Source organism: Agrobacterium sp. 10T429 (assembly GCF_056393925.1).
Genome location: NZ_JBFTGV010000007.1, coordinates 107,567 through 129,865, shown reverse-complemented (window position 1 = coordinate 129,865; position 22,299 = coordinate 107,567). Strand labels below are relative to the sequence as shown.

18 protein-coding genes are annotated in these 22,299 nt (G+C 56.3%); 6 read left to right on the top strand and 12 right to left on the bottom strand.

The window, feature by feature from the left end; all coding sequences use genetic code 11:
• Window positions 1-22: 22 nt before the first annotated feature.
• Entirely contained in the window at window positions 23-1,084 is a 1,062-nt protein-coding gene (locus tag AC1DCP_RS16990; RefSeq protein ID WP_112176461.1) for an alpha/beta hydrolase, read from the top strand.
• A gap of 115 nt (window positions 1,085-1,199) precedes the next feature.
• Window positions 1,200-2,093: a LysR family transcriptional regulator gene (locus AC1DCP_RS16985; RefSeq protein WP_013761305.1), complete on the top strand. Its 894-nt coding sequence runs from the start codon at window positions 1,200-1,202 to the stop codon at window positions 2,091-2,093.
• 98 nt (window positions 2,094-2,191) lie between these two features.
• On the opposite strand, the gene AC1DCP_RS16980 is transcribed toward AC1DCP_RS16985, so the two are convergent.
• The gene (locus AC1DCP_RS16980; protein ID WP_236775192.1) at window positions 2,192-3,553 is read right to left on the bottom strand and encodes a class I SAM-dependent methyltransferase; all 1,362 of its coding nucleotides are present in this window, start codon (window positions 3,551-3,553) and stop codon (window positions 2,192-2,194) included.
• Window positions 3,554-3,595: 42 nt separating this feature from the next.
• Here AC1DCP_RS16980 and gmd point away from each other — a divergent pair, with 42 nt between their 5' ends.
• The 3 genes from gmd (at window position 3,596) to AC1DCP_RS16965 (ending at window position 8,116) form a co-directional block, all read left to right on the top strand.
• Window positions 3,596-4,666, top strand: coding sequence for a GDP-mannose 4,6-dehydratase (gene gmd, locus AC1DCP_RS16975; RefSeq protein WP_019566379.1), 1,071 nt, complete (start codon window positions 3,596-3,598; stop codon window positions 4,664-4,666).
• Window positions 4,650-5,645: a GDP-L-fucose synthase family protein gene (locus AC1DCP_RS16970; protein WP_062599815.1), complete on the top strand. Its 996-nt coding sequence runs from the start codon at window positions 4,650-4,652 to the stop codon at window positions 5,643-5,645. Before gmd ends, AC1DCP_RS16970 begins: the two co-directional genes overlap by 17 nt.
• A 164-nt stretch (window positions 5,646-5,809) precedes the next feature.
• Complete coding sequence (locus tag AC1DCP_RS16965; RefSeq protein ID WP_476774487.1) at window positions 5,810-8,116, top strand: glycosyl hydrolase family 28-related protein; 2,307 nt, start codon at window positions 5,810-5,812, stop codon at window positions 8,114-8,116.
• A 540-nt stretch (window positions 8,117-8,656) separates the two neighbouring features.
• On the opposite strand, the gene AC1DCP_RS16960 is transcribed toward AC1DCP_RS16965, so the two are convergent.
• The 7 genes from AC1DCP_RS16960 to AC1DCP_RS16930 form a co-directional block, all read right to left on the bottom strand.
• Window positions 8,657-8,953 carry a hypothetical protein gene (locus tag AC1DCP_RS16960; RefSeq protein ID WP_060642727.1) on the bottom strand — a complete coding sequence of 99 codons (297 nt, stop codon included), beginning with the start codon at window positions 8,951-8,953 and terminating at the stop codon, window positions 8,657-8,659.
• 224 nt (window positions 8,954-9,177) lie between these two features.
• Window positions 9,178-10,437 carry a polysaccharide biosynthesis/export family protein gene (locus AC1DCP_RS16955; RefSeq protein WP_060642728.1) on the bottom strand — a complete coding sequence of 420 codons (1,260 nt, stop codon included), beginning with the start codon at window positions 10,435-10,437 and terminating at the stop codon, window positions 9,178-9,180.
• A gap of 3 nt (window positions 10,438-10,440) precedes the next feature.
• Window positions 10,441-12,603 carry a GumC family protein gene (locus AC1DCP_RS16950; protein ID WP_112391049.1) on the bottom strand — a complete coding sequence of 721 codons (2,163 nt, stop codon included), beginning with the start codon at window positions 12,601-12,603 and terminating at the stop codon, window positions 10,441-10,443.
• Between the two features lie 54 nt (window positions 12,604-12,657).
• Window positions 12,658-13,368, bottom strand: coding sequence for a helix-turn-helix transcriptional regulator (locus AC1DCP_RS16945; protein ID WP_060642730.1), 711 nt, complete (start codon window positions 13,366-13,368; stop codon window positions 12,658-12,660).
• An 86-nt stretch (window positions 13,369-13,454) separates the two neighbouring features.
• The gene (locus tag AC1DCP_RS16940; protein ID WP_026330955.1) at window positions 13,455-14,108 is read right to left on the bottom strand and encodes a PIG-L deacetylase family protein; all 654 of its coding nucleotides are present in this window, start codon (window positions 14,106-14,108) and stop codon (window positions 13,455-13,457) included.
• Entirely contained in the window at window positions 14,105-14,917 is an 813-nt protein-coding gene (locus tag AC1DCP_RS16935) for a glucose-1-phosphate cytidylyltransferase (protein ID WP_060642731.1), read from the bottom strand. The genes AC1DCP_RS16940 and AC1DCP_RS16935 overlap by 4 nt, the downstream gene beginning before the upstream one ends.
• The gene (locus tag AC1DCP_RS16930) at window positions 14,914-16,206 is read right to left on the bottom strand and encodes a class I SAM-dependent methyltransferase (protein ID WP_060642732.1); all 1,293 of its coding nucleotides are present in this window, start codon (window positions 16,204-16,206) and stop codon (window positions 14,914-14,916) included. The genes AC1DCP_RS16935 and AC1DCP_RS16930 overlap by 4 nt, the downstream gene beginning before the upstream one ends.
• A 307-nt stretch (window positions 16,207-16,513) precedes the next feature.
• Here AC1DCP_RS16930 and rfbC point away from each other — a divergent pair, with 307 nt between their 5' ends.
• Entirely contained in the window at window positions 16,514-17,041 is a 528-nt protein-coding gene (rfbC, locus tag AC1DCP_RS16925; protein WP_062599809.1) for a dTDP-4-dehydrorhamnose 3,5-epimerase, read from the top strand.
• Window positions 17,042-17,045: 4 nt separating this feature from the next.
• On the opposite strand, the gene AC1DCP_RS16920 is transcribed toward rfbC, so the two are convergent.
• The 4 genes from AC1DCP_RS16920 to AC1DCP_RS16905 form a co-directional block, all read right to left on the bottom strand.
• A complete protein-coding gene (locus AC1DCP_RS16920; protein ID WP_112192180.1) occupies window positions 17,046-18,389 on the bottom strand; it encodes a DUF4910 domain-containing protein in 1,344 nt (447 codons plus the stop codon).
• Between the two features lie 13 nt (window positions 18,390-18,402).
• On the bottom strand, window positions 18,403-19,473 hold the full coding sequence (locus tag AC1DCP_RS16915) for an NAD-dependent epimerase/dehydratase family protein (RefSeq protein WP_003517624.1): 1,071 nt from the start codon (window positions 19,471-19,473) through the stop codon (window positions 18,403-18,405).
• 117 nt (window positions 19,474-19,590) lie between these two features.
• Window positions 19,591-20,994 (bottom strand): glutamate-1-semialdehyde 2,1-aminomutase, encoded by a 1,404-nt coding sequence (locus AC1DCP_RS16910; protein ID WP_013761290.1) that lies wholly within the window; start codon window positions 20,992-20,994, stop codon window positions 19,591-19,593.
• Between the two features lie 214 nt (window positions 20,995-21,208).
• Complete coding sequence (locus tag AC1DCP_RS16905) at window positions 21,209-21,937, bottom strand: LuxR C-terminal-related transcriptional regulator (RefSeq protein ID WP_003517620.1); 729 nt, start codon at window positions 21,935-21,937, stop codon at window positions 21,209-21,211.
• Between the last annotated feature and the right edge of the window lie 362 nt (window positions 21,938-22,299).

Here is a 22,299-nt window from a genome sequence, read left to right as displayed (position 1 = left end):
TTTTACGGGAGCGGGCCTGGACATGGGCCGTCGTGGCCTTCTCAAGATTACGGGTGTCGGCATCGCCGCGATTGGCGCGGCGTCAGTGATGGCGGTATCGAAGGCAGAGGCGCAAACATTGAAGATGACGCAGGACTGGGACAAGGTTTTTCCGAAGAGCGAGAAGGTCGATCACCAGAAGGTCTCGTTCAAAAACCGTTATGGTATCATCCTGGCGGCCGACCTCTACATGCCCAAAACCCGCAACAGCGTCGGAAACCCCGCAATCGTGGTGAGCGGACCGTTTGGCGCGGTCAAGGAACAGTCGTCCGGCCTTTACGCACAGACGATGGCCGAACGCGGTTTCGTCACTCTGGCATTCGATCCTTCCTATACAGGTGAGAGCGGCGGCGAACCGCGCAATATCGCGTCTCCCGACATCAACACCGAGGATTTCAGCGCGGCTGTGGACTACATCGGCCTGCGTCCCGAAGTCGATCGCGAACGGATCGGCGTCATCGGTGTCTGCGGCTGGGGTGGCATGGCGCTCAATGCCGTGGCGTCGGACAAGCGTGTGAAGGCCGTGGTTGCCAGCACCATGTACGATATGACCCGCGTCATGTCCAAGGGCTACAACGACAGCGTCACGCTGGAGCAGCGCACGGCGACCCTGGAACAGTTGAGCCGCCAGCGGTGGGTCGACGCGGAAAAGGGTACACCTGCCTATCAGGCGGCCTACAACGCGGAAGTCGGACCCGACGCGCCGCAGTTCATGGTCGATTATCACGACTACTACTCGACACCACGCGGTTATCATAAGCGGGCGGTCAACTCGCGGAACGCCTGGTCGCAAACAACGCCAATTTCGTTCATGAACATGCCGATCCTGAGCTACATCGCGGAAATTTCGCCGCGCCCGGTTCTATTCATTCATGGCGAGAAGGCCCATTCTCTCTATTTCGCGGAGACCGCGTATGCAGCGGCGGCCGAACCGAAGGAACTCCATGTCATTCCCGGCGCCAGCCACACGGACCTCTATGACAAGATGGATGTGATCCCCTTCACCAAGCTCGCCAGCTTCTTTGAGCAGCACCTGTCGGCTTGATACGTCCTGCAGTGACGTAACAGCTCAGGAGCCCGGCCGAAGCGGGCTCTTTTTCCGTTAGTGCGACATGAGCATTATGCCATAATCAACAGGTCTGGATGCAGGAGGCTCATGAATGGCACGCGATACCGTCAACGATCTTGCAGCTTTCATTGCTGTTGCCCGAGAACAGAGCTTTACCCGGGCTGCGGCGAAGCTGGGCGTATCGCAGTCAGCATTGAGCCACACACTTCGCCAGCTTGAAGCCAGGTTGGGCGTGCGTCTCCTGATGCGGACGACCAGAGCGGTTTCGCCGACGGAGGCGGGCGAACGGCTGCTAAACGGGATCGGTCCACATTTCGACGAGATCGAAGCGCATGTCGACGCGTTGAACGAACTGAGGGAAAAGCCGGCGGGAACGATCCGTATCGTCGCCGCCGAGTACGCGATCACCTATGTCCTCTGGCCCAAACTCAGGAAATTTTTGCCTCAATATCCCGACATCAAGGTCGAGCTAATCCTCGACAACGGACTGACCGACATCGTGACGGAGCGTTATGATGCGGGGGTGCGTATGGGCGAACATCTCGCGAAAGACATGATCTCCGCAAGGATCGGTCCCGACTTTTGTCTCGCTGTCGTCGGATCGCCCGCCTACTTCAAGAACCGACCACACCCGAGGCATCCCAAGGACCTGGTCGGCCATGATTGCATCAACTTCCGGCTGCCGAGTGCCGGCGGCCTTTATGTATGGGAGTTCGAGGACAAGGGCCGCGAGATCAAGATCAAGGTCGATGGCCAGCTCGCCTTCAACAACAGTTTCAATTCGCTGGAAGCCGCGCTTGACGGCTTCGGGCTTGCCTACATCCCGGAGGAAATGATCCTTCCTTATGTCGCAGACGGCCGGCTGGTTCGCGTGCTGCAGAAATATTCCCCGCCCTGGGACGGATATTACCTGTATTACCCCAGCCGTCGCCAGGCATCACCGGCGTTCGTCAGGGTTTTGGAGGCCCTGCGATATCGGGTTTGACGGGCGTTGGCGGTCCCCCTGTGGATGTCCGCAACCCGGAACGATCCATGTCCGACTTTCGTCTTCTCTGCGCTCGCTCCGGCTGACAAGTCCTGATCCTAGATCAGAAGATAGCTGGCTTCAGAAATGCGTTGAACAATGGCTTGCCCCGCAAGGACGATAATGTCGCCTTCCATCGGTTGATGAGGCCGCAGCAAGTGTTTGTCGATCGTCAGCAGGAAATGCGATGAATGCAGTTCGCCTGGCGAAATGGAAATGTAGGACCAGCGATGCCAGGCAAATGGCATGGTGGCGAGGGCCATTCCCAGTAATCCTTTGAGGCGCATCGACCATGTTGACGAGGACTTGGCGTGGCGAGCAGCATCGGTTGCAACGGCACCTTCGACAATATGCTGTTGGTTCCAGGTTGTCTGGCCATGGTTGATCTTCCATGCCTCGGGGTCATCGTTTGCCAGATCGATCCTCGATTTTACCGGCTCGGCGATCAGCGCGACGTTCGGACTGAGAAAGCGTGGAACAAAAGAAAACGGCAGGCTGCGGATTTCCCGCAGGGGCGCGTTGACGCGGATAAGCTGCGCCAGACACCGCCAGTCGAATCCCTGATGTGACGTATGGTGCGCGGGCACCCGGTCCAGCCGGTATAGGCCTGCCCAAAAAGTCTCTTTCAGATTGCCGGATTGCCGATTGTAGCCCATCAGGGCCGAACCCCAGTTCTTGATCCATACGGCTGGACCGACTTCGACGGGTACCGTAACCAGGAAAATGCGGGGACGAACGATCGCGCAGACGTGCTCGATGACACGTACGGTGCGGTTGAGGTGGATATGTTCAAGCGTTTCAAGCGCGATGACGATGTCGGCCTTGATCGTTTCGTAAAGGCTCTCGTCGCTTGCGTCGCCGACGATGAAACGGCAGTTTTCGTAGTTGCTGTAGCGATTGCGCGCGGCCTCGATGAAGATAGGATCGTAGTCGATACCGACGTATTCAACGTCGAATTTTTCCAGAATATGTCCGACCGCGGTTCCGGGGCCGCAGCCGATATCCAGTATTCTGACCTTCCGATTGCCGACGTCCTTCTGCACTGTTTCGAGGACCTCGAGCAGCTTTCGATAGCGGCCTGCATGCAGAAAGCGCGTCAGCCAGTTGAAGTTCTGCATTTTTTCGTAGGTCGTCGCGAACGTACCCATCCAATCCGCCTCCATGAACCGTAGATGATGTCGTCTCGCGCTCCCTGTTATCGTAAAGATCGTGCGCGACCCGGCGTTGTATTTTTGAAGTCTGGCACGGCCTACGTGACCTGCAACTCGACCAAAAGGCTTAAGTCGGAAGCGGGGATACCCACCCTGCCTCCTCTTAAAGGCAGATGTCGACGTGGTGGACGGTGAATCAGCCAGTTCTGACCGGCCGTCCTCTCCCTTTTGGTATGCTGCCGATGCGCAGGGCCTCGTTATACCTTTCAAGGAGGCGCCATCCGGGGCCGGAACCGCTGGGAGATGTGGTGGATGGTAGACAAGAGAGCCTTGATTATCGGCGTAACCGGGCAGGACGGCGCTTATCTCAGTGAATTGCTACTTGCCAAGGGATATATTGTGCACGGCCTGAAAAGGCGGTCCTCCTCATTCAATACCGGCCGGATCGATCATCTTTATCAAGATCCCTTCGAGGAAAACCTTCGCTTTCGTCTTCACTTCGGTGACCTGACGGACGCCACGAACCTGTGCCGGGTCATTCAGGAGGTCCAGCCCGACGAGATCTACAATCTCGGCGCCCAAAGCCATGTCCAGGTCAGCTTCGAGACGCCGGAATATACGGCAAATGCGGATGCGCTTGGCACGCTGAGGCTGCTGGAGGCCATGCGCATTCTGAACCTCGGAGACCGTTGCCGGTTTTATCAGGCGTCCACATCGGAGCTGTTCGGGGGGATGGGCACTGTTGCTCAGCACGAGGGTACGCCGTTCTATCCGAGAAGCCCCTATGCTGCGGCAAAACTCTACGCATACTGGATGACGGTCAATTACCGGGAAAGTTACGGCTTTCACGCATCCAACGGCATTCTCTTCAACCATGAGAGCCCCATTCGCGGGGAGACATTCGTCACGCGGAAAATCACGCGCGGCGTTGCCGCCATCGAACGCGGCCTCATGAGCAAGCTGCGTCTTGGCAATCTCGACGCAAAGAGGGACTGGGGGCATGCGCGCGATTATGTTGAAGGCATGTGGCGCATCGTGCAGCAGGAAATACCCGAGGACTATGTGCTCGCAACCGGCGAGGCACATACGGTGCGGGAATTCGTTGAGCTTGCTTTCGGCGTAGTCGGCAAGACCATCGAGTGGAACGGCGATGGCAGTGACGAAGTGGGATACGACGCCAAAACCGGCAATACGATCATCGAAATCGATCCCAGATATTTTCGTCCGGCGGAAGTGGATTTTCTTCTCGGCGACCCCAGCAAGGCGCGCAGGAAACTCAACTGGAGCCACTCGACTTCCTTTTGTGACCTCGTTCAGGAAATGGTCGAAGCGGATCTTCGCCTCGTGATGTTGGAAGAGGGAAGAAATGAATTCGTCGCATAAATCGCAAGAAATCCCGTTCAGCTTGAATGGCAAGCGCGTCTGGGTTGCCGGCCATACCGGAATGGTCGGCTCGGCACTCGTGCGACGTCTCCAGCGCGAAAATTGCGAAATTCTCAAAGTCTCTCGCAGCGAGCTTGATCTGACCCGACAGTACGAGACGGAGCAATGGATGGCGGTGGCAAGACCTGAGGTCATTTTTGTCGCTGCCGCCAAGGTTGGAGGCATCGCAGCAAATGCGGCCTATCCGGCGGACTTTCTTTACACCAATACGCTAATTTCGATGAATATCATGAAATCAGCTGCCGATATCGGTGTTGAAAAGCTTCTCTGGATGGGATCTAGCTGCATCTATCCGAAATTCGCAGCGCAGCCGATCACGGAAAATTCCCTTTTGACAGGCCCTTTGGAGCCGACCAATGAGGCCTACGCGATTGCGAAGATCGCGGCGCTCAAGCTTTCCCAATTCTACTCCAGTCAGTACGGCCTGAATTGCGTCTCCGTCATGCCGACCAATATTTACGGGCTGAACGACAATTTCGATCCGCAAAGTTCACACGTCATTCCTGCGATGATCAGGAGAATGCATGAAGCAAAAATCAGCGGTCAGAACAAGATTGTTCTGTGGGGTACGGGCAGTCCTCTGCGTGAGTTTCTCCATGTGGACGATCTGGCGGATGCCTGTTGCTTCCTTATGAAATCATCGGCGCATTTTCCGCTGATCAACATCGGCTCGGGGCGGGAGATATCCATCCGCAATCTCGCCCATCTGATTGCCGGTATCGTCGGCTACGATGGGCAGATCGTTTTTGACACCAGCAAACCGGATGGAGCCCCCAGAAAGCTGCTCGATTGCTCGCGGCTCAACGCGCTTGGCTGGAACTCGACGGTCGAACTCAGATACGGAATTCAGGATTTGTATGAGTGGTGGCGACACCCGAAGTCGCTGCAATCGGATATGTTACGACAAGCGGCAAGATGAGATCGCCAAATGCCCTGATATCATCGATTTTGCTTGCCGCCCTTGTGCTCGCATTTTCGGGTCTCCCGTCTGCCGGGCAGCCTGCGATGCTGGGAGGGCAAGAGCAAGGCAGCCAACCTGATCCACGGAAGTTCGGTTTTGCGATACCTGTTCCAGAACCACGATTGCCGGATGATGCGGATGCCTTCGATCCGCCATGGACAGAGGTAGGCGGCAAGGGTCCGGCAATCGCGGAAATTTCGAGAACGGCGGGCCCTGGCGAGGTTGTCTCGATGACCGGTGTCGATCTCGATGGACGAACGGGTTTCGAAGTCTTTTCGCAAAACCCCGGTGTCGCGGAGGGCGTCGTGACGCCGTTGGTGTCGCTGACGGCTGACGCGACGGCGGCGACGCTGCTGCTGCCAGCCACGCTTCCTTCATGGTCCACCTACCTGATCAGGCCCCAGCGGGGTACTGTTCAAGGGCGCAGCTTCGCAATCAATCGCACGGAAAGCTGGTGGATCGGGCCCGATGCCGCAGCGCCAGGAGCGATCGTCTCGGTCTATGGACGCAACCTTTCGCGGTCCAACGGGACCAGCCAATCCTATCTCTATATCAAGCCGGTCGCTGTTGCCGGCTCGTATGTTCCGGCAATCTCCGTCAACCCCTTCAAGGTCGATTTCGAGGTGCCGGCTCTGCCACCGGGTAACTATGAAGTTTGGGTTCACAATACGCATGGCGGCCGCTTCGGCTGGAGCGGTCCGCTGACGCTTGAGGTCCTGTCGCAATCGCCATGGGCGGCGCAGGATAAAAAGCGCATCGATGCCAGGGAGTTCGGTGCAACGGGCGATGGCATGACCGACGACACCGCAGCCATTTTGCGCGCGCTCGACGCCGCGGCCGCAACGGCGCCATCGGTTTTGTATTTCCCCGCCGGGATTTATCTCGTGACAAAGCCTTTGATTGCGCCCGCCAATGTGGCGTGGTTCGGGGAAGGGGTGAACAAAACGGAGATCAGGCTGAACCACGGGATTGATCAGAGCATGGTTGTCGTTAATGGCGACGACACCCGGTTCGGAAACCTGACCCTCAATGCCAACCGCAACATTGCGGGTAAACCTCTTCTTGCTTTGCGCAACGCCAAAAACACACGGCTGGATTCCGTACGTATCGACGCCTGGGGCGTGCCGGCGTTCGATGCCCAGGACACCGTAGGTCTTTTTGTCCATGCGTCCGAGTTGATCGAGAACGGATCCTTTTACGGCGCGAGCCGGCAGGTATTTTTCTCCAACAACCGATTCCGGATGACGGGTTACGGCGAATCCGTCGTCGCGCTATGGGGTGGGCGCGATTTCGCCATGACGGGCAACGAACTGACAAATGCGGATGAAAGCCGCGACGACGGTCATGGCATCGGACGTTTTTTTGTTGGCCAGGCCCATTTCGGGAGCATGCGAAACCTCTATTTTGAGAAAAACATCTCGCGAAACGCCGCGCCCCACGACTGCGCCAAGGTCGATTGCAACAAGGGCGAACAGATCTGCTTCGAGATCGTCGGGAGCAAGCTTAAGAACGATTTCGTCCGCGCTTCCTCGAACTCGGTTACCTTCAAGTCCCTGTCGGATCTGGGGGATGCCAAGCCGGGCGGCTTCGATCTCGTCATCGTTGGCGGGCGAGGTGCCGGGCAGCACCGTCACATCGCGTCGACGGGCGGTTCTGTCGTTCTGCTCGAGCAACCCTGGAATGTCGTGCCGGATCGAACGAGCCGTTTTGCTCTGGCAGCGACCGCATCGAGAGCCGTGATATACGATAATGTGTTCGATGGCAGGTCAAGCTATGCGGAGCATGATTCCGATTCCACCGGCGTTCTTCTCTACGGCAACGTCTACGACGTGGTGGTCGACAGCAACCGCATCTCTCAGATGCGACACGGCATGATGACGGTTGCGCTGGACTCGACGCGGGGACTTAGCCCGTATTTCCTGCAATATTCCAACAACAGTGTGACACGCAGCAACAGCGGCCTCTATGTCGGCACGACATTCGCGGATTCCGGGGTTGCCGGCATCTGGGGCGGTCTGGGGAATATTTATCGCAGGAACAGGTTCACAGATATCGCCTATATCGGCGTCGAATATGAAACCTGGAACCATCCCGGCTCCGACTATAATGGGACGGTCTTTGATGGAAATACCTTCGCCAACGTCCGTTACGGCTTCGTAGATGCCTACAAACTCATGTGGACGCACGACGGCAGCTTCAAGGCCGGACCGGACGAACGCTCAAGGCGGATCAACACGGTGCTCTACGACAATCATTTTACCCGAGGAACGCCAGGGCCCGTTCAAAGTGCGGGTTTCGTGACGATGCATCCGCAGAACAGCTGGGTAAATGTCGGCTCTACATGGAGCGGCTTTGCAATGGGAAACGGGGGCCCTAAGGCCGGCACCGTTAAATCGTCCTCCAATGCTGCAAGGCCAACACCTGATTGAACCAGAGTCCATTCCTGCGAAAATCCCGGCAAACTACCTCTAATGACGTATCTGCGGTGAATTGACGAGCTGCCGGAAAGTGGCGAATATGGCTCAATAAATCAAGGCCATGCGATACCACGGGCCATTGAAATTCAGGCTCGGCGGTTTTCATTTCAGGCGAGGGGACCGACGGATCGTTCGTTACTCTATGAGTGGCGAGCGGTCTGTGGTTCCGTTTGACTGGGGTGACATTCCTGCAAATTTCAATCTGAACCCGTCGACACAAGAAGATTTGCGCGGCGCTGGTGACGGCATGTGCAGAACGCAAATAGGCTCGCCCGGTTGAACGAGCGAGCCCTCCCAGTTACCAGATAACCCCGGTAACCAGGGACCCGCCAAAGTATCAGGGGGCGACGGGTAACTCTTACAAACCGCTTTTATCGCTTCTGTTCAATCTGGCTATAAGCGGTAGAATCCACATCCATCCATCTGATGTCTGCCAAATTTTCGCGCTTTGGGTAACGGCAAAAGGATAAAAGCGTTAGAGTTTGAGAGACGTCACTTGGCCGGTCCGGTTTCCGTCGCCATATTGAGCCAGGCCCGGACGTCGGTCGCCGTGATCCAGATCTGCCCATCGAACGCAAACATTCCCTTCTCGATTTTGGATGTCGCTATCGTCGCAAACACATCGACGAATTGCGCCAGACGTTGCGCATCGCACTGCGGTGGGGACTGAATGTCGTTCAGGGCATCTTGCGTCACATGGACGGGCTGCAGCCCTCTTTCGCCGTTCATGATGATGACGGCACGCTGCCTGACCATGTGATAACCAACCGGAACGATCGCAGATTCCATCTCCGTCTCCCCCGACACTTGTGCCGATTATTTCTGTTCTCTGGAGGAAGTAAGGAGCCTACCGATCGGAACGTCGGCAAACCCTTTTGATCGGTGCGGTTCCTACAAGACTGTTGGAGTGCACTATTCAGGATAGCAAATTGCGACTTGGCGCTATAGTTCTCCAAAAGCGGTAGCTGCTTTACAGGGCCGCTCAAACGAGGGCATCAGAGACGCTCGTCTCTCTAGTTGACGCTTCCTGTGACGACGGCTGCCGAAACCGGATCTCTGCCGGATACCGACAGGCGGACACGGACGACGTCCCCCGCGCGGACCTGCGTATGCTCGTCCGCAGCGATTTCGCTATATGTGCCTGCAACCTGACGCACGATGAAGAATTTGGTTTGGATCATGTCCTCGAGGCTGGAAACCCGCCGCGCCGTCGAGCCGATCTCGGCCATGGATTGAAGGCTGAAGGCCAGCTTTTTCTTCAGACGCATAATGTCCAGGGAGGTCTCCCGCAATTCGGTCGCGGCGTCATTATGCCTTTTGCTCTTCAGCTCCAGAATACGCCGCTCCACCTCGCTCTTGTTTTGTTGCGCGCGCGCCAGGAACGATGTTGATTCCAGCACCTGCTGGTTCATGGATAGCAGTTCGCGCTTGCGCTCTCTTAGGGCTGACTCTGAGGCTGCGCCGCGTGTGACAAGTTCCTTCGAGGCGTTCACGTCCATGTCGAGCAACTCCAGTTGCTGGCTGCGCATGACGTTGCTTTTCTGAAGCGTGTCTATTTCCTGAATGAAGTTCTGTCGTTGGACCTCGAGATTGGTCTTTTCGTCCTGCTGCGCCGAGAGGCGAAGGCGAAACAGACTTGTTTCAGATGAGACGATCTTCTCCAACGCGGTGCGATCCCGGACAAGTCCGATTTCATCGCCCCTATATTCGAATTCGGTGTCGTTCAGTTCCGCTTCCAGCCGGACGCGCCGGATATCCTGCGACAGGAGTTGCATCGACATATCTTCATATTCCTGCTGGGCAGCGATCAACTGTATGCCCGAGGTATCCCTCTGCGCATTCGACTCGCGCAATCCCCCGCCGAGTGCGAAGAGTTCAAGCACGATCATGCCGGGACGGTATTCATATTTTCCCGGCTTCTGGACGTCACCGACAACGAAGATCGGAGCATATTCCTTGACCGCGACGGCAACGGAGCGGTTTGCCACATGGCTTGCCAGATCGCGGCTGATCCGCGCACCGATTTCGTTCACCGTCTGGTCGACCACGTTGACGTTGCCAAGAAGCGGATAACCGATCGTTCCATCTGCACTGACTGGGAAGAGGCCGGTCAGGCCCGGGTCGCCATAGACGGAGATCGTCAAGACGTCGCCGGTAGCGACCTTGTAGTTGGTGCCATCTGCAGCGGCCGGTAATTGGCAAACGGCCAGAGACAGAAAGGTGGTGCTGGCCATCATCAGGGAAAAGCCCTTGGACCTTGTCACGAAGCGCATGTTTCACCTCTCGCTATGGACGACAGCCGGGGGGCGCAGACTGGTCGCCCGTTTCCGCAGCTTGAAATGAGTATTCCAGTCCCGGAAAATCCTCGGCCAGACCGGGGGTTGACGCTTTCTCGGGCGTCGTATTCCGTTGAGGATGATGCCCGTGATCGGCCGGCCCGCGACCCGCAGCTTGATGACGGCGTTTTTCATGCCCGTGCCATCGGCGACGTCCTGTCGGACTACAAAGGATACGGCGTCAGACAGACTGGCGATCCGCAAAAGGTCGAGGTCATGGGCAACGGATGGGGCCTCGATCAATACTAGTTCGTATCGCTGTCTCGCCTCTGCAATCAGGCCGGCGAAGCGCTTGCTTCCAAGAACAAGATTTGGCGGCAGGTCGCTTTTCTCGGCGACGATGATGTCGACCCCGGAGACCTGATCGCGTTGTATGACGTCGTCCAGGGACACCTCGCGGCTGACCGCCTGGGCAACATGCGACGTCGATCCCACATCGAATTCCGCTCCGAGAGCCGGGTTTCGCAGATTGGCATCGATCAGCAGCAGCTTCACGCCGCTCATCGCAAGAGATCTGGCAAGGTTGGCAATCACGAACGTCTTGCCTTCTCCATCGGCCGAAGAGGTGAAGGCGATCACTTTGGCCTTGCTCTCGGCTAACTGTATGTGGGTCTGCAGGTCGGCAAACGCGCTGTAGAAGTCCGCCGCGCCGCTGCTGAATTTCCCGGGCTTGTTCTGGAACTCTCCGAAGGAAATGCGCGGAATGCGCCCGATGACATTAAGTGCGGTTTTCTGTTGAAGAGACGTGATGGAGCCAACGGACCGGTCCGTAAAATTCAGGATGAAAGCCGTTGCCAAACCGGTGCTGCAGCCCAGAAGAAGCGCAATCAGGCCCCAGAGACCCTCGTCAGGACTGGTGGGCTTACGGGACGGCATGGCGCTCGATATGATCCGCGCCTCGGCAGTAGCGATACCGTCCTGTTCGATGGTCTGCTTGTAGCGTGCCAGGTACGTCTCGTAGATCGAGCGGTTCGCTGCTGCTTCCCGGTCAAGTTGCCCGGATTGAACCATTGCCATATCCGTCGTGGAAATGGCGCGTTGCACATCATTGAGGCTTGCCTCGACTTCCTGCCGCTGTTTTTCGTTGACCTCGATCTCGTTGCGCAAGGCAGCGATGATCTGGGCGATCTCTGAATCGATCTGTTTGTTAAGTGAACTGAGCTGGGAGGATAATTGCGGCCGCTCAGGGCTCATGACAGCGCCGCTTTCATCGATCTGTGCGATGGCTCTGATGACCCTCGCCTGCTCGGCCCTTAAAAGCTGGATTGTTGGTGAGGACAGAACTTCGGTGATCCCGAGCCCATCGCCGCTTTTCTGCAGTTCGAGCGCTGTGGCCAGGCGCGCCCTTGACCCCGCCAGTTTGGCCTGTAGCGTCGTCAGCTCGACGTTCAGACTTGAGAGACGCTGCGACTGCAGCGGAAGACCACCAGTGTCTATCAATCCGGATTTCTCGCGAAATTGCGACGCCTGGCGTTCGGACTCCTCTAGTTCCGTCCGCAGACTGACCAGCCGCTCCCCGAGCCATGCGCTGACACGCCGGGTTGCGGTTGTCTGGAGATCGATCTGATAGTCGATATACGCTTCCCCGAACGCATTCGCGACTTTCGCGGCAAGCGCCGGATCGCCGGCATAATAGGAAATGTAAATTGTATACGACCGGCCATCATTCATCACACGAACGTTGGTCATGAGGTTATCGATCATTTTCGATGTCTCTGCGTCGTTGCCAAGCACGGTCGCGTCGGTGGTCGCCCGGTCTGATTTGGTTTGCCGCCCTTCGAACAGTCGATCTTTCTGCAGGATGACAAGAACCCGTTCGGCCATGGACCTCGACCCGATGATATCGAGTTCGGTTCGAAGCACCGGGCTTTCCTGAGGCAGTGGAGAGACAACGGATTCGGTGGGGAGTGCTTGAAGCTTGCGGACATCAAGTGCAAGGGTCGCCTCGGCCTTGTATCGGATCGGGGTTCGCGCATAGCCGATTGCCGCGATTGTGAAACTGGCGAGAAAACAGATGAAGACGGCTCTGCGCCGCTCCCGCAGGATGGATATGAAGCGGGAAATACCTTCCTGCTCACCCGGAGATGATGACGACTGGATCATGACGGTTCCTGCTGTGAGCGGAGCATTCGGTAGCGGTCGGTGAGGGGCGTGTGCTTAGCGCTCGTACGCCATGTCGCCGATCTTGCAGGCAACTTCAGTGCGGTTGGTTGCCCCAAGCTTCTTCATGATGTTGCGGATATGTACCTTGATGGTGCTTTCGCAAAGGTTCAGCTCCAGAGCGATATCCTTGTTGGCCTTTCCGCACCGCAGGGCCTCCGCGATAGCCGATTGACGGCTTGTAAATTTCATCGGCGGTATGGCGGCGTGTGCCGTCAGGCCGAACAGACTTTTCATGTTCATGACGCTGCTGGCCGGTATGAAACGGCCGCCCGCGATTGCAAGACTGATCGCCTGGACGCAGACATCGACGCTGACGGAACTCGATATATACCCGCGCACGCCAAGAGCGATCGTATCGAGGATAGTATTGATATCCTGATCGTCGGAGAGCACGACGACGGCGGCCGGCGAAACCGCAGCGACAATCTCCGCAAGCTCGCTGTTTGTCTCTGCCGACGGACCAGGCCAGGCACTGACCAGAACTGCCGCAGGCATGCCGATTTCCGCGCGTGCCTGTTGCCATTCGCCGAGATTGGAGAAGGTCAGGATGCGCCTGTCCGCATATTGATAGTTGAGACTATGGGCGAGGCATTCCCGCTCGAGCATGCGACGATCTATGATGCCGATATAGCCAGCCGCACTTGATGCGGCCTGCGGATGCGGTGCGCCTTCCGGTGGGTTCTCGGAGATGTGGTTATGGATCATGACGAAAATGCCCCCTGTATTGTTTTTGGTTTCTTTTAATTTCCGAAAAACGTCGATTTCGTAACGTCAACAGGCTTTGGCCTGTTTCAGGCGAACGTCAGCTTTCTGACGGTAAAGGCTTCCGCAAAACGTGTAGGCGCACGGCATTCCATTCCCCGCAGCCGCGCCAAGCCGCGAAAGGTATCTGCGTCAAACCAGTCCTTGGATCTCTGTGTTCCAAAGTGCTGCAAGAGAAGCTCGACCTTCATGTTCATCGCGTCTTCGCTCAACGGCACATAGGCATTTCGCCTGCCGAAATCGCCGTCCCATTTCGGGATTTCGTATTCCATGATCAGGTGATTTCTGAAGATGTTGGATGTGAGCCTGTTGATTTCGCGGTGATCCTGATGCGCGTCCTCGCGACTATGTGTGAATATGACGTCAGGGCTGACTTTGTCGCGCAATGTCAGCAGCCATGACTTGATCTCGCGGCTTTGCGAGGGAAAGTAGCTGTCCTGAAACGATGCGAGCTCAATCGAGTAGGATGCTGCTTTTGCAAGAAAAGCTTCGGCGGAACTGCGCGCTTCCAGGGCCCGCTCGTTGCCGGCACTGAGGACGCACCAATAGACATCAAGCAACACGCCCTTTGAAAGCAGGCTGAGGACGGTGCCTCCGACGCCGATCTCAATGTCGTCGGAGTGAGCTCCTAGACAAAGGATCGACAGGCGATCACCGGCGGAGGCGAGGGACATGTTTTTCATGGCAGCAGTTTCGTGTTTGACGACTTGCGTGCCATTGATCCATCGTCTCCAATCCATGGCATGTCACCACGCTCGACCATCGCCTCCAACGTCTGCCAGTCGCGCAGCGTATCCATTGACCGCCAGAAACCCTCATGTTTGTAGGCCATCAATTTGTCTTCAGAAATCAACCTCGAGAACGGTTCCAGCACGAGTTCTTCACCCTCGCGCATGTAGTCGAAAATTTCCGGCCGCATCAGGAAGTAGCCGCCGTTGATCCACATATCGGATGTTTCCGACGACCGAAATTCCCGGACCCTTCCGCTCTCGTCGATTTCCGCCAGGTGGTAGGTGAGGGGCGGTCTGACAGCGAGAAAGCAGGCGAGCTTGTCGCTCTTTTCGAATTGGGCAATCATGTCGTCGAGATCGACGTCGGTCAGGCCGTCGCTATAATTGGCAAGGAACATCTTCTCGCCCTTGAGATGATGACGTACGGCCCAGAGGCGCTCGCCTATATTGCGCCATATCCCGGTATCGATCAGGGATACGCGCCAGTCTCTCGGCAATTCCTCGAGCAACTCCACGCGTCCGGGGCTCGATATGACGCAATCGGCATAGCTTTCCGGCCGGCTGTTCAGAAAGAATTCTTTTATGACATGCGCCTTGTAGCCAAGGCAGAGGATGAAGTCCTCATGTCCGAAACGGGCGTAATATTGCATGACATGCCGCATGATCGGTTGAGACCCGAGCGGGATCAGCGGTTTCGGGACGCTTTCGGAATATTCCCTGATGCGGGTACCCCTGCCGCCGCAGAACAAGACGACCTTCATTGTGCCAACTCCTTCGGATCAATGATGGATATGTCAGGAATTGGTACGATGAATTTCCCGCCCCAGTTTCTGATGTCGTTCATTTGTGCAACGATCTCAGTCTTCAGGTTCCAGGGGAGAATGAGAACGTAGTCCGGTTTTATGCGCTGGATTTCGCTGACGGGCCGGATCGGGATATGCATTCCCGGTGTGAGGCGACCATGTTTGTAAGGATTGCGATCTACTGCAAAATCGATGAAATCGGTGCCGATACCGCAATAATTCAGCAGAGTGTTGCCCTTTCCCGGTGCGCCATAGGCGCAGATCGATTTGCGCATCTCCTTGAGGCGGATGAGGAAAGACAGGAGGTTTCGCTTGGTCTGGCGCACGGCTTCGGAGAATGCCGTATAGGTCTCGATCTTGTCGAGCCCGGCGTTCAACTCCCGTGCCAGAAGGCTATCCACGCGGGCTTCACGCGGAAAATTGCCGTCTTGGTGCGAGAAAAAGACCCGCAGCGAACCGCCATGTGTGGGGATCTCTTCGACATCGAAAACCTTGAGCCCATGACGGCGGGCCATTTTTTCTATGGTCAGCAATGAGAAGTAGGAAAAGTGCTCGTGATAGATCGTATCGAACTGGTTCTCCTCGATTAGCTTTTCTATATGCGGGAACTCGAGGGTGATGACGCCATCAGGCTTGAGCAAGGCTTTCATGCCGGCAACGAAATCGTTGATATCAGGCACCTGTGCGAGGACATTGTTGCCGATGATGAGATCGGCCTTTTGTCCCCTGGCCGCCATATCGGTCGCTAGAGCCTCGTTGAAAAATTCCGTGAGTGTCGGAATACCTTTCCCGATCGCCACCTTTGCGACGTTGACCGCTGGTTCAATTCCAAGCATCGGAATGTTGCTGGTCAGGAAGTGCTGCAGCAGGTAACCGTCGTTGCTGGCAAGTTCGACAACGAAACTGGATTCGCCAAGCGCGAAGCGCTCGATGACCATGTCGCAATACCGTTTCGCGTGAGCGACCCAACTGTCCGAGAACGAGGAGAAATACGCGTACTCCGTGAAAATATTCTCGGGCGCCACATATTCCTGAAGCTGGACGAGGAAGCATTCGTCGCAAACGAATGCATGGAGCGGATAGAATGGCTCGACGTCGTTGGCTGCATCAGCTGCGACGAAGCTTTCGCAGGGCGGAGACATTCCAAGATCAACGAAGGTATGCACCAATGGCGAGCTGCAGAGACGGCAAAGCCCGACGTGATGCGTCGAGCTCAATCTTGCAGAAAAAACTGCCTCATTGTTCATCTGACGCCCCCTGATTTCATCACAGTGTCTTTGAGTGAATTCCAGAAAATTCTTTTATTAACTGGAAAAAATACTATGGATCGGGGTGGGTGACGATACTGCATTCGGCTCGAAAACGTCATCCATAAGCCGTAGGTTGATATGATAATCCGCTAAAATGCGCTTCCGGCGGCTGGTTTCCGCAACCGAAAGGGTGACTTATTTGCCAGCCCGCCTTCAAGGTATGGTGCTGCCTATGGGTGTATTCCGGAGCCGCTGAAATGGCGGAGAATTCTTCTTGAATACGGGGTTGCATCAGGAGCGCCGAATGCTGTTTGAGAAGACGAAAATCGAAGGGCTTTGGGTAGTCAGTACGGTGCCTGTGCGGGACAGTCGCGGCTCTTTTGCCAGGACGTTCTGCAAGCGCGAATTTGAGAGCAACGCGCTGGTATCGGACTTCAGTCAGCACAGCCTTTCTCTATCGAAGCTTAAACACACCGTTCGAGGGCTGCATTTCCAGCGGCCGCCGCATCAGGAGACAAAGCTGGTTTCCTGCGTCAAAGGATCGATATGGGATGTCGCCGTCGATCTGCGCCGCGGCTCGCCGACCTATCTGCAATGGGTTGGCATGGTGTTGTCGGCCGACAATGGCGCGCAGTTCTACATTCCCGAGGGTTTTGCACACGGCTTCCAGTCGCTCAGCGACGACGTTGCTGTGTCCTATTTGATTTCGGCGCCCTATGCCGAGGCAAGTGCGGCGGGGATCCGTTATGACGCGCCCGCGATAGGTGTAGAATGGCCTGCGCCGCCCTCGGTCATATCGGAAAAGGACCTCGGTTGGCCTGCTTTGCAATGAAGGTCTAGCGCGTCAGGAAACCGAGGTTCGAGACAAGGCCCGCCTCGAGCAGCCTGCCGGCAGCGCTCGCAATATCGACAAACGGCATTTTAGACCTTTCGGCGATATCCAGTAGCGAGTTGGTTCCATCGCCGAGGTTGAGTATCCATAGATAGGCCATGGTACGGTCGTCATTCGTCTTATGGCCGCCTATCGCAGGGAAAAGCCCGTATTTCCCTAGCTGTGGCTCACCCTTGGGCCGAAGGTTCAACGGCGTCCAGTTGTCTTCGAGAGCATCGATCATGTCCATGATCATCCAAAAGGATGAGTCGAGATGTTTGGGCTCGATGAAGTCGAGATTGTCGGCCGAGGTGTGATATTCGGGAAAGGTTCCGAAAGCGCTTCTCTGCAGCAGTCCAACCGGCAGGTTGAAGCCCGGCGAACAGAATTGGCGCTCGTCGTAGCCGTAGGGAATGAAGTCGGCGATTGCCAGATGTTTGCGATCCTCTCCGCAGCGGGTGCAGGCGGCGATTCGGTCGATCAGTGCATCTCCCCTGCGGCTGCGCTTGTAGTTCGGCCCGCCCCCGTCACCAATGCAAGAAACCACAAGACCATGCGCAATGTTCGATATCCCGTCTTCGTTCTGCGCAAGCCATGACAGGGAGCCGATCGTTCCGGGTGCGAAGACGAACCTGTAGCTGTAATATGTGGACCTGCTTTTCAGGCCTGCAGCAAGACACGTTAGCAATGCCAGGCCGGAACAATTGTCGTTTGCGAGCGACGGGTGACAGATATGCGCGAAGAGAAGCACCTCTTTGGTGCTTTGTCCGATATGCAGATATTCGCCGTAATACAGATTGCCTGACACCTTTTCGGTGTCGATGACGACTTCATAGTCGCCTTCCTCTAGCTTGAGGAATTCATGATGCGACATGCAAAAGCCCCAGGCATCCGTGTAATAGGCTGTTTTGTAAGGAATGAGATCGGGTTGTGCCGGCAAGGTGTAGATATGCGCTTGCAGTTCGGCCAGCGGCATCACGCGACGTTGAGGGATGCTGTAGCTCATGAGATGCAGGTTCGACATTTGAAAATCGATTACCTTGCGTCCCGCCGCGTTCTTCACATAGGCGTCCCGGACGGTCCATTCCTGGGGCACCGTCCAGTCGAAAACCCGCGTCCCGCTAGGGACGGCGCGCTGCTCGATATCGATATAGTCTTTAAGGATATCGATGGTGTCACACACGCCTTTGCCGGTGATGCTGCGACAGATCGGAAAGAGGCGGGAAGCCAGATCATGAATAGTCTGGCCGATACCTGCCTCTCTCCATGCATCGCCTGTTAGCTTTGCACCAGGCTCCATCTTGCCCATCCGGGCCTCCTGTTTAAACCGATGCTGCAATATCGGCGTTCTGGCGCGGCGCGGCCATGGGGCGGCGCAGGTTGATGTCGATATCCTTGTCGCCGATCAGCTTCTGGAGTTGGCCGATCCGCTGATAGTGCGGTCCCTCGAATTCGGCCATTGTCAGGCCGGCGCTCTTGTAGGCCCGGTAGAGTTGCTCGGCACCTGCGGCGGCCGTCCATGTCGGTTTAAACGCCGGAAGCGCGCGGGCGATCTTGCCAAAATCGACGCGGTACGAACGGGTATCGGGGCTTGCATCGCTCGCATATTGCAGCCGGCATCCGGGCACCGTGAGAGCGACGATTTCGGCAATCTCCCGGATCTGATAGTTGTGCGCATCCTGTCCGACGTTGAAAGCCTGATTGTGTATGGCATCGGTCGGCGCTTCGAGCGCAGCCAGAAAGGCGCGCGAAATATCCTCGATGTGAACGATTGGGCGCCATGGCGATCCGTCGGATTTCAGGAGGATCAGTCCTTCCGTCACCGCCCAAGCGGTCAGGTTGTTGAGGACGATATCGAAACGCAGCATGGGCGAAAGGCCATATGCTGTTGCCGGACGCATATAGACCGGTGAGAAGCCGGGGCTCGCAAGGCTTGCAATCTCCCGCTCCGCCAAGACCTTCGACGTGCCGTAGGCCGATACCGGCTTCAGCTCGGCCGTCTCGTTGACCAGTCCTTCGCCAGCGGCGCCGTAGTTGCTGCACGACGAGGCGAAGATGAAACGCTTGACGCCTGCCTGCTTTGCGGCTCGCGCTGCCCGAACGCTGCCGCGGTAATTGATCTCATAGGTAATTTCCGGATTGAGATTGCTCAGCGGATCGTTGGACAGCGCCGCAAGATGAATGACAGCGTCGAAACCTTCCATATCCGAAGGCTGGATATCGCGGATGTCCTTGCAGACGCCGGGGACCTGCGGCAAAGGTCCGCCTGGAACATAAGCGCAGCGATGGTAGAATTCAGTGTCGTAGCCGTGTACTTCGTGACCCGCCTTGCGCAGGATGGGTACCATGACGGAGCCGATGTATCCGCGATGCCCGGTGACTAGAACGTGCATGAAATTTCCCCTCAAAATCTATTTTCGATCGCAACGAGCGTATCTTTTCAGGCTAGATCGATGCACCGCGCAAAGCGGCTGTATCGATAATGCGAACGGTCTAGGTGCCCCGCTCGGTTAAGGCTTTCGGATGCTTTCCGATAATTCGGGCATGTCGGCCATGACCAACCCATGGCTGGCCTGATGCTGCGCGTTGCCGTTGAAACGCCGGAAGACGACATCGGATGGGCGTCCTGTCAGGAATTTGTCGACGCCGTATTCCAGCGCTTTACGGTAGACGACGAGCGCTCCATCGATGGCGTCAAGCGTTTTGGCTATATCCTCGTCCTCATGCGTGTAGCTTACAACGAGAGACGGTGCGAGAAGGCCGCGACGGATGGTTTCCTGCAGAAACAGCGAGCGAAAAGCCTGAGACGGCTTTCCGGTCTGGTCCAGCGTGAAGTAGCTGAGGCAGGCAGAATGGCCCTGGATGCCGAAATAGGAATCGAGCCCGTGCGCAATTGCGATCTGGCTGATGGCGGCGCGCAGCGAATTTCCCTGTCGGACCAGATGTGGGACCACGGGTTCCTGCGTGTAAACCTTCATGGTTGCGATGGCCGCCGCCATCGCATGCGTTTCCGCGCCATGCGTCGTCGAAAGCAGGAAGACGCGGGGGGCATCGGTTTGATCGATACCGCCTCGTTCCATGAACTCCCGCTTGCCGGCAAGTGCGGAAATCGAAAAGCCATTCCCCAGCGCCTTACCGAAACAGGATAGATCTGGGGCGATATCGTATGTCTTCTGCGCGCCACCCGCATCCCAGCGGAAGCCGGTGATCATTTCGTCGAGAATGAAAAGCGCGCCGTTTTCGTGGCAAAGATTCTGGAGTTTGTGAAGAAACTGGTCCCGAGGCGGATCACCGCGCGACGGCTCCAGGATGAAGGCGGCTATGCGGCCTGGAAAACGGTCAAACAGACTGCGCGCACTCGCCAGATCATTATAGCTGAAGCCAAGGACCAGATTCTGGATCGCCTGAGGAATGCCCGCATTCATCTCCGTTGTTCCGATGAACCAGTCGTCGGTGGAGAAAAAGGGGTGGTCGCTGCAGCGCGCGATCAGGTCGCGGCCGGTAACAGCCCGCGCAAGTCGTATCGCAGCGGATGTCGCATCGGAACCGTTCTTGCAGAATTTGACCATTTCGGCCGTCTGGATCGTATCAAGGAAGGTCGAGGCGCAATCCACCTCGATCTTTGAGGGGCGCGTGAAATTGCAGCCGCGGTATAGTTCCGCACGCGCAGCCTCTACGACGTCGGCATAGGCATGGCCAAGGCCGACAGCCCTATTGCCCATACCGTACTCGATATATTCATTTCCATCGACATCCCAGACATGACAGCCATATCCCCTTTCAATGAAGCCGGGAGACAGGACAGGGTACTGGTCGTCACCCTTTGCATAGGTATGTGCGCCGCCCGGTATGATGTTGCGGGAGCGCAGGCGCAGTCGATCCGAGTTTTCGAAATTTTCGACGAAAGTTTGCATGGCGAAATCCCGGGTCCATATGTCCAATGACCAGAGATTACCGTATCCGGCCCGGTGGCCGTCACCCCGTCTTTATGCTTGGAATGCTAGCCGAAAGGCTTAGAGGAGATGTACAATCTTCTTGTCATAATCGTTCCGATGCGTTTGCATCTTGCGGGGCCCGACACCCGCAGGCAATTATGGATTTACAACAGGTCCACTGCACGACACATGACTAGTTTTTGAAGAGATCGGATATTTTAAAGATCACTTCCGTTCTGTTTTTGGCGTCGACTTTCTTCATGATATTGCGAATATGTACCTTTACGGTGCTTTCACGAAGATTGAGTTCATAGGCTATGATCTTGTTTGGCTTGCCTTGCGTCAAGGCGTTGATGACATCGACCTCACGTTGGGTGAACATGGCCGTGCGCTGACGTTCCTTGTCTTCCGCAACCACGAGCAACTGCCTGAGATCGCTCAGATTTTCAGCTGATACGAAAGCGCCGCCCGCCAATGCAAGTGAGATGGCACCCACGCACACCGCCAACCCTATCGACGAGGAGATGTACCCGCGAACTCCCGCGTCGAACGCCCTCATGACCTGACGCAGATCGCGGTTTTCCGCAAGAATGACGACTGGCAGATAAGGGAAATCGGCGATGAATTCCCGCAACTCGTGAAGGGAAACGTCATCGCAAAAATCGCTGCGACCGACATTGACCAGGATGCCGCTATGCTGGCCGTTTGGAGCATGTCTCCAGTCGTCGAGTGATGAAAACAACTCGACTTCCATATCAAGGCCGTATGCGATCAGGCTCTGAGCCAGACACTCACGGTCGAGCGCGCGGTCGTCGATGATCGCCAGCTTTCTAACCGAAGTTTCCATAGGTTTCGAATGCGCAACCACATGGAAATTTGATGAGAATTGGCTATGTCCGTTGTTAGGAACTGATGTCAGCATGTTATGTCCTATCCGCGCTAAAGATTGCTTTGCGAACCTGCCTGGCTTGGCAGAGACGCAACCGAAGAGTTTCTTTCTACGAGCCGGCACAACGGACGTCGGAGGTAATTCAACCCGGAACGTCGTCATCAATCTGGAACTTCGGAAGAGATGATCTGAATTGCGGTCTGGATTTTTCGGAATTTAATGTCGGCCAGAAAGCAATAGACGTGGCACTACCCGAATTTCTACTCCGGCATCCTACAATGGAGTATCTCAACTGGAAAAGGCTCGGAAATTACTCACTTTTGATTGAGATTTCGAGACGGTGTTCAATCTGGCATGACGTAAAAATGCCAGCAGGCGCACGAGAACCGGTGAAA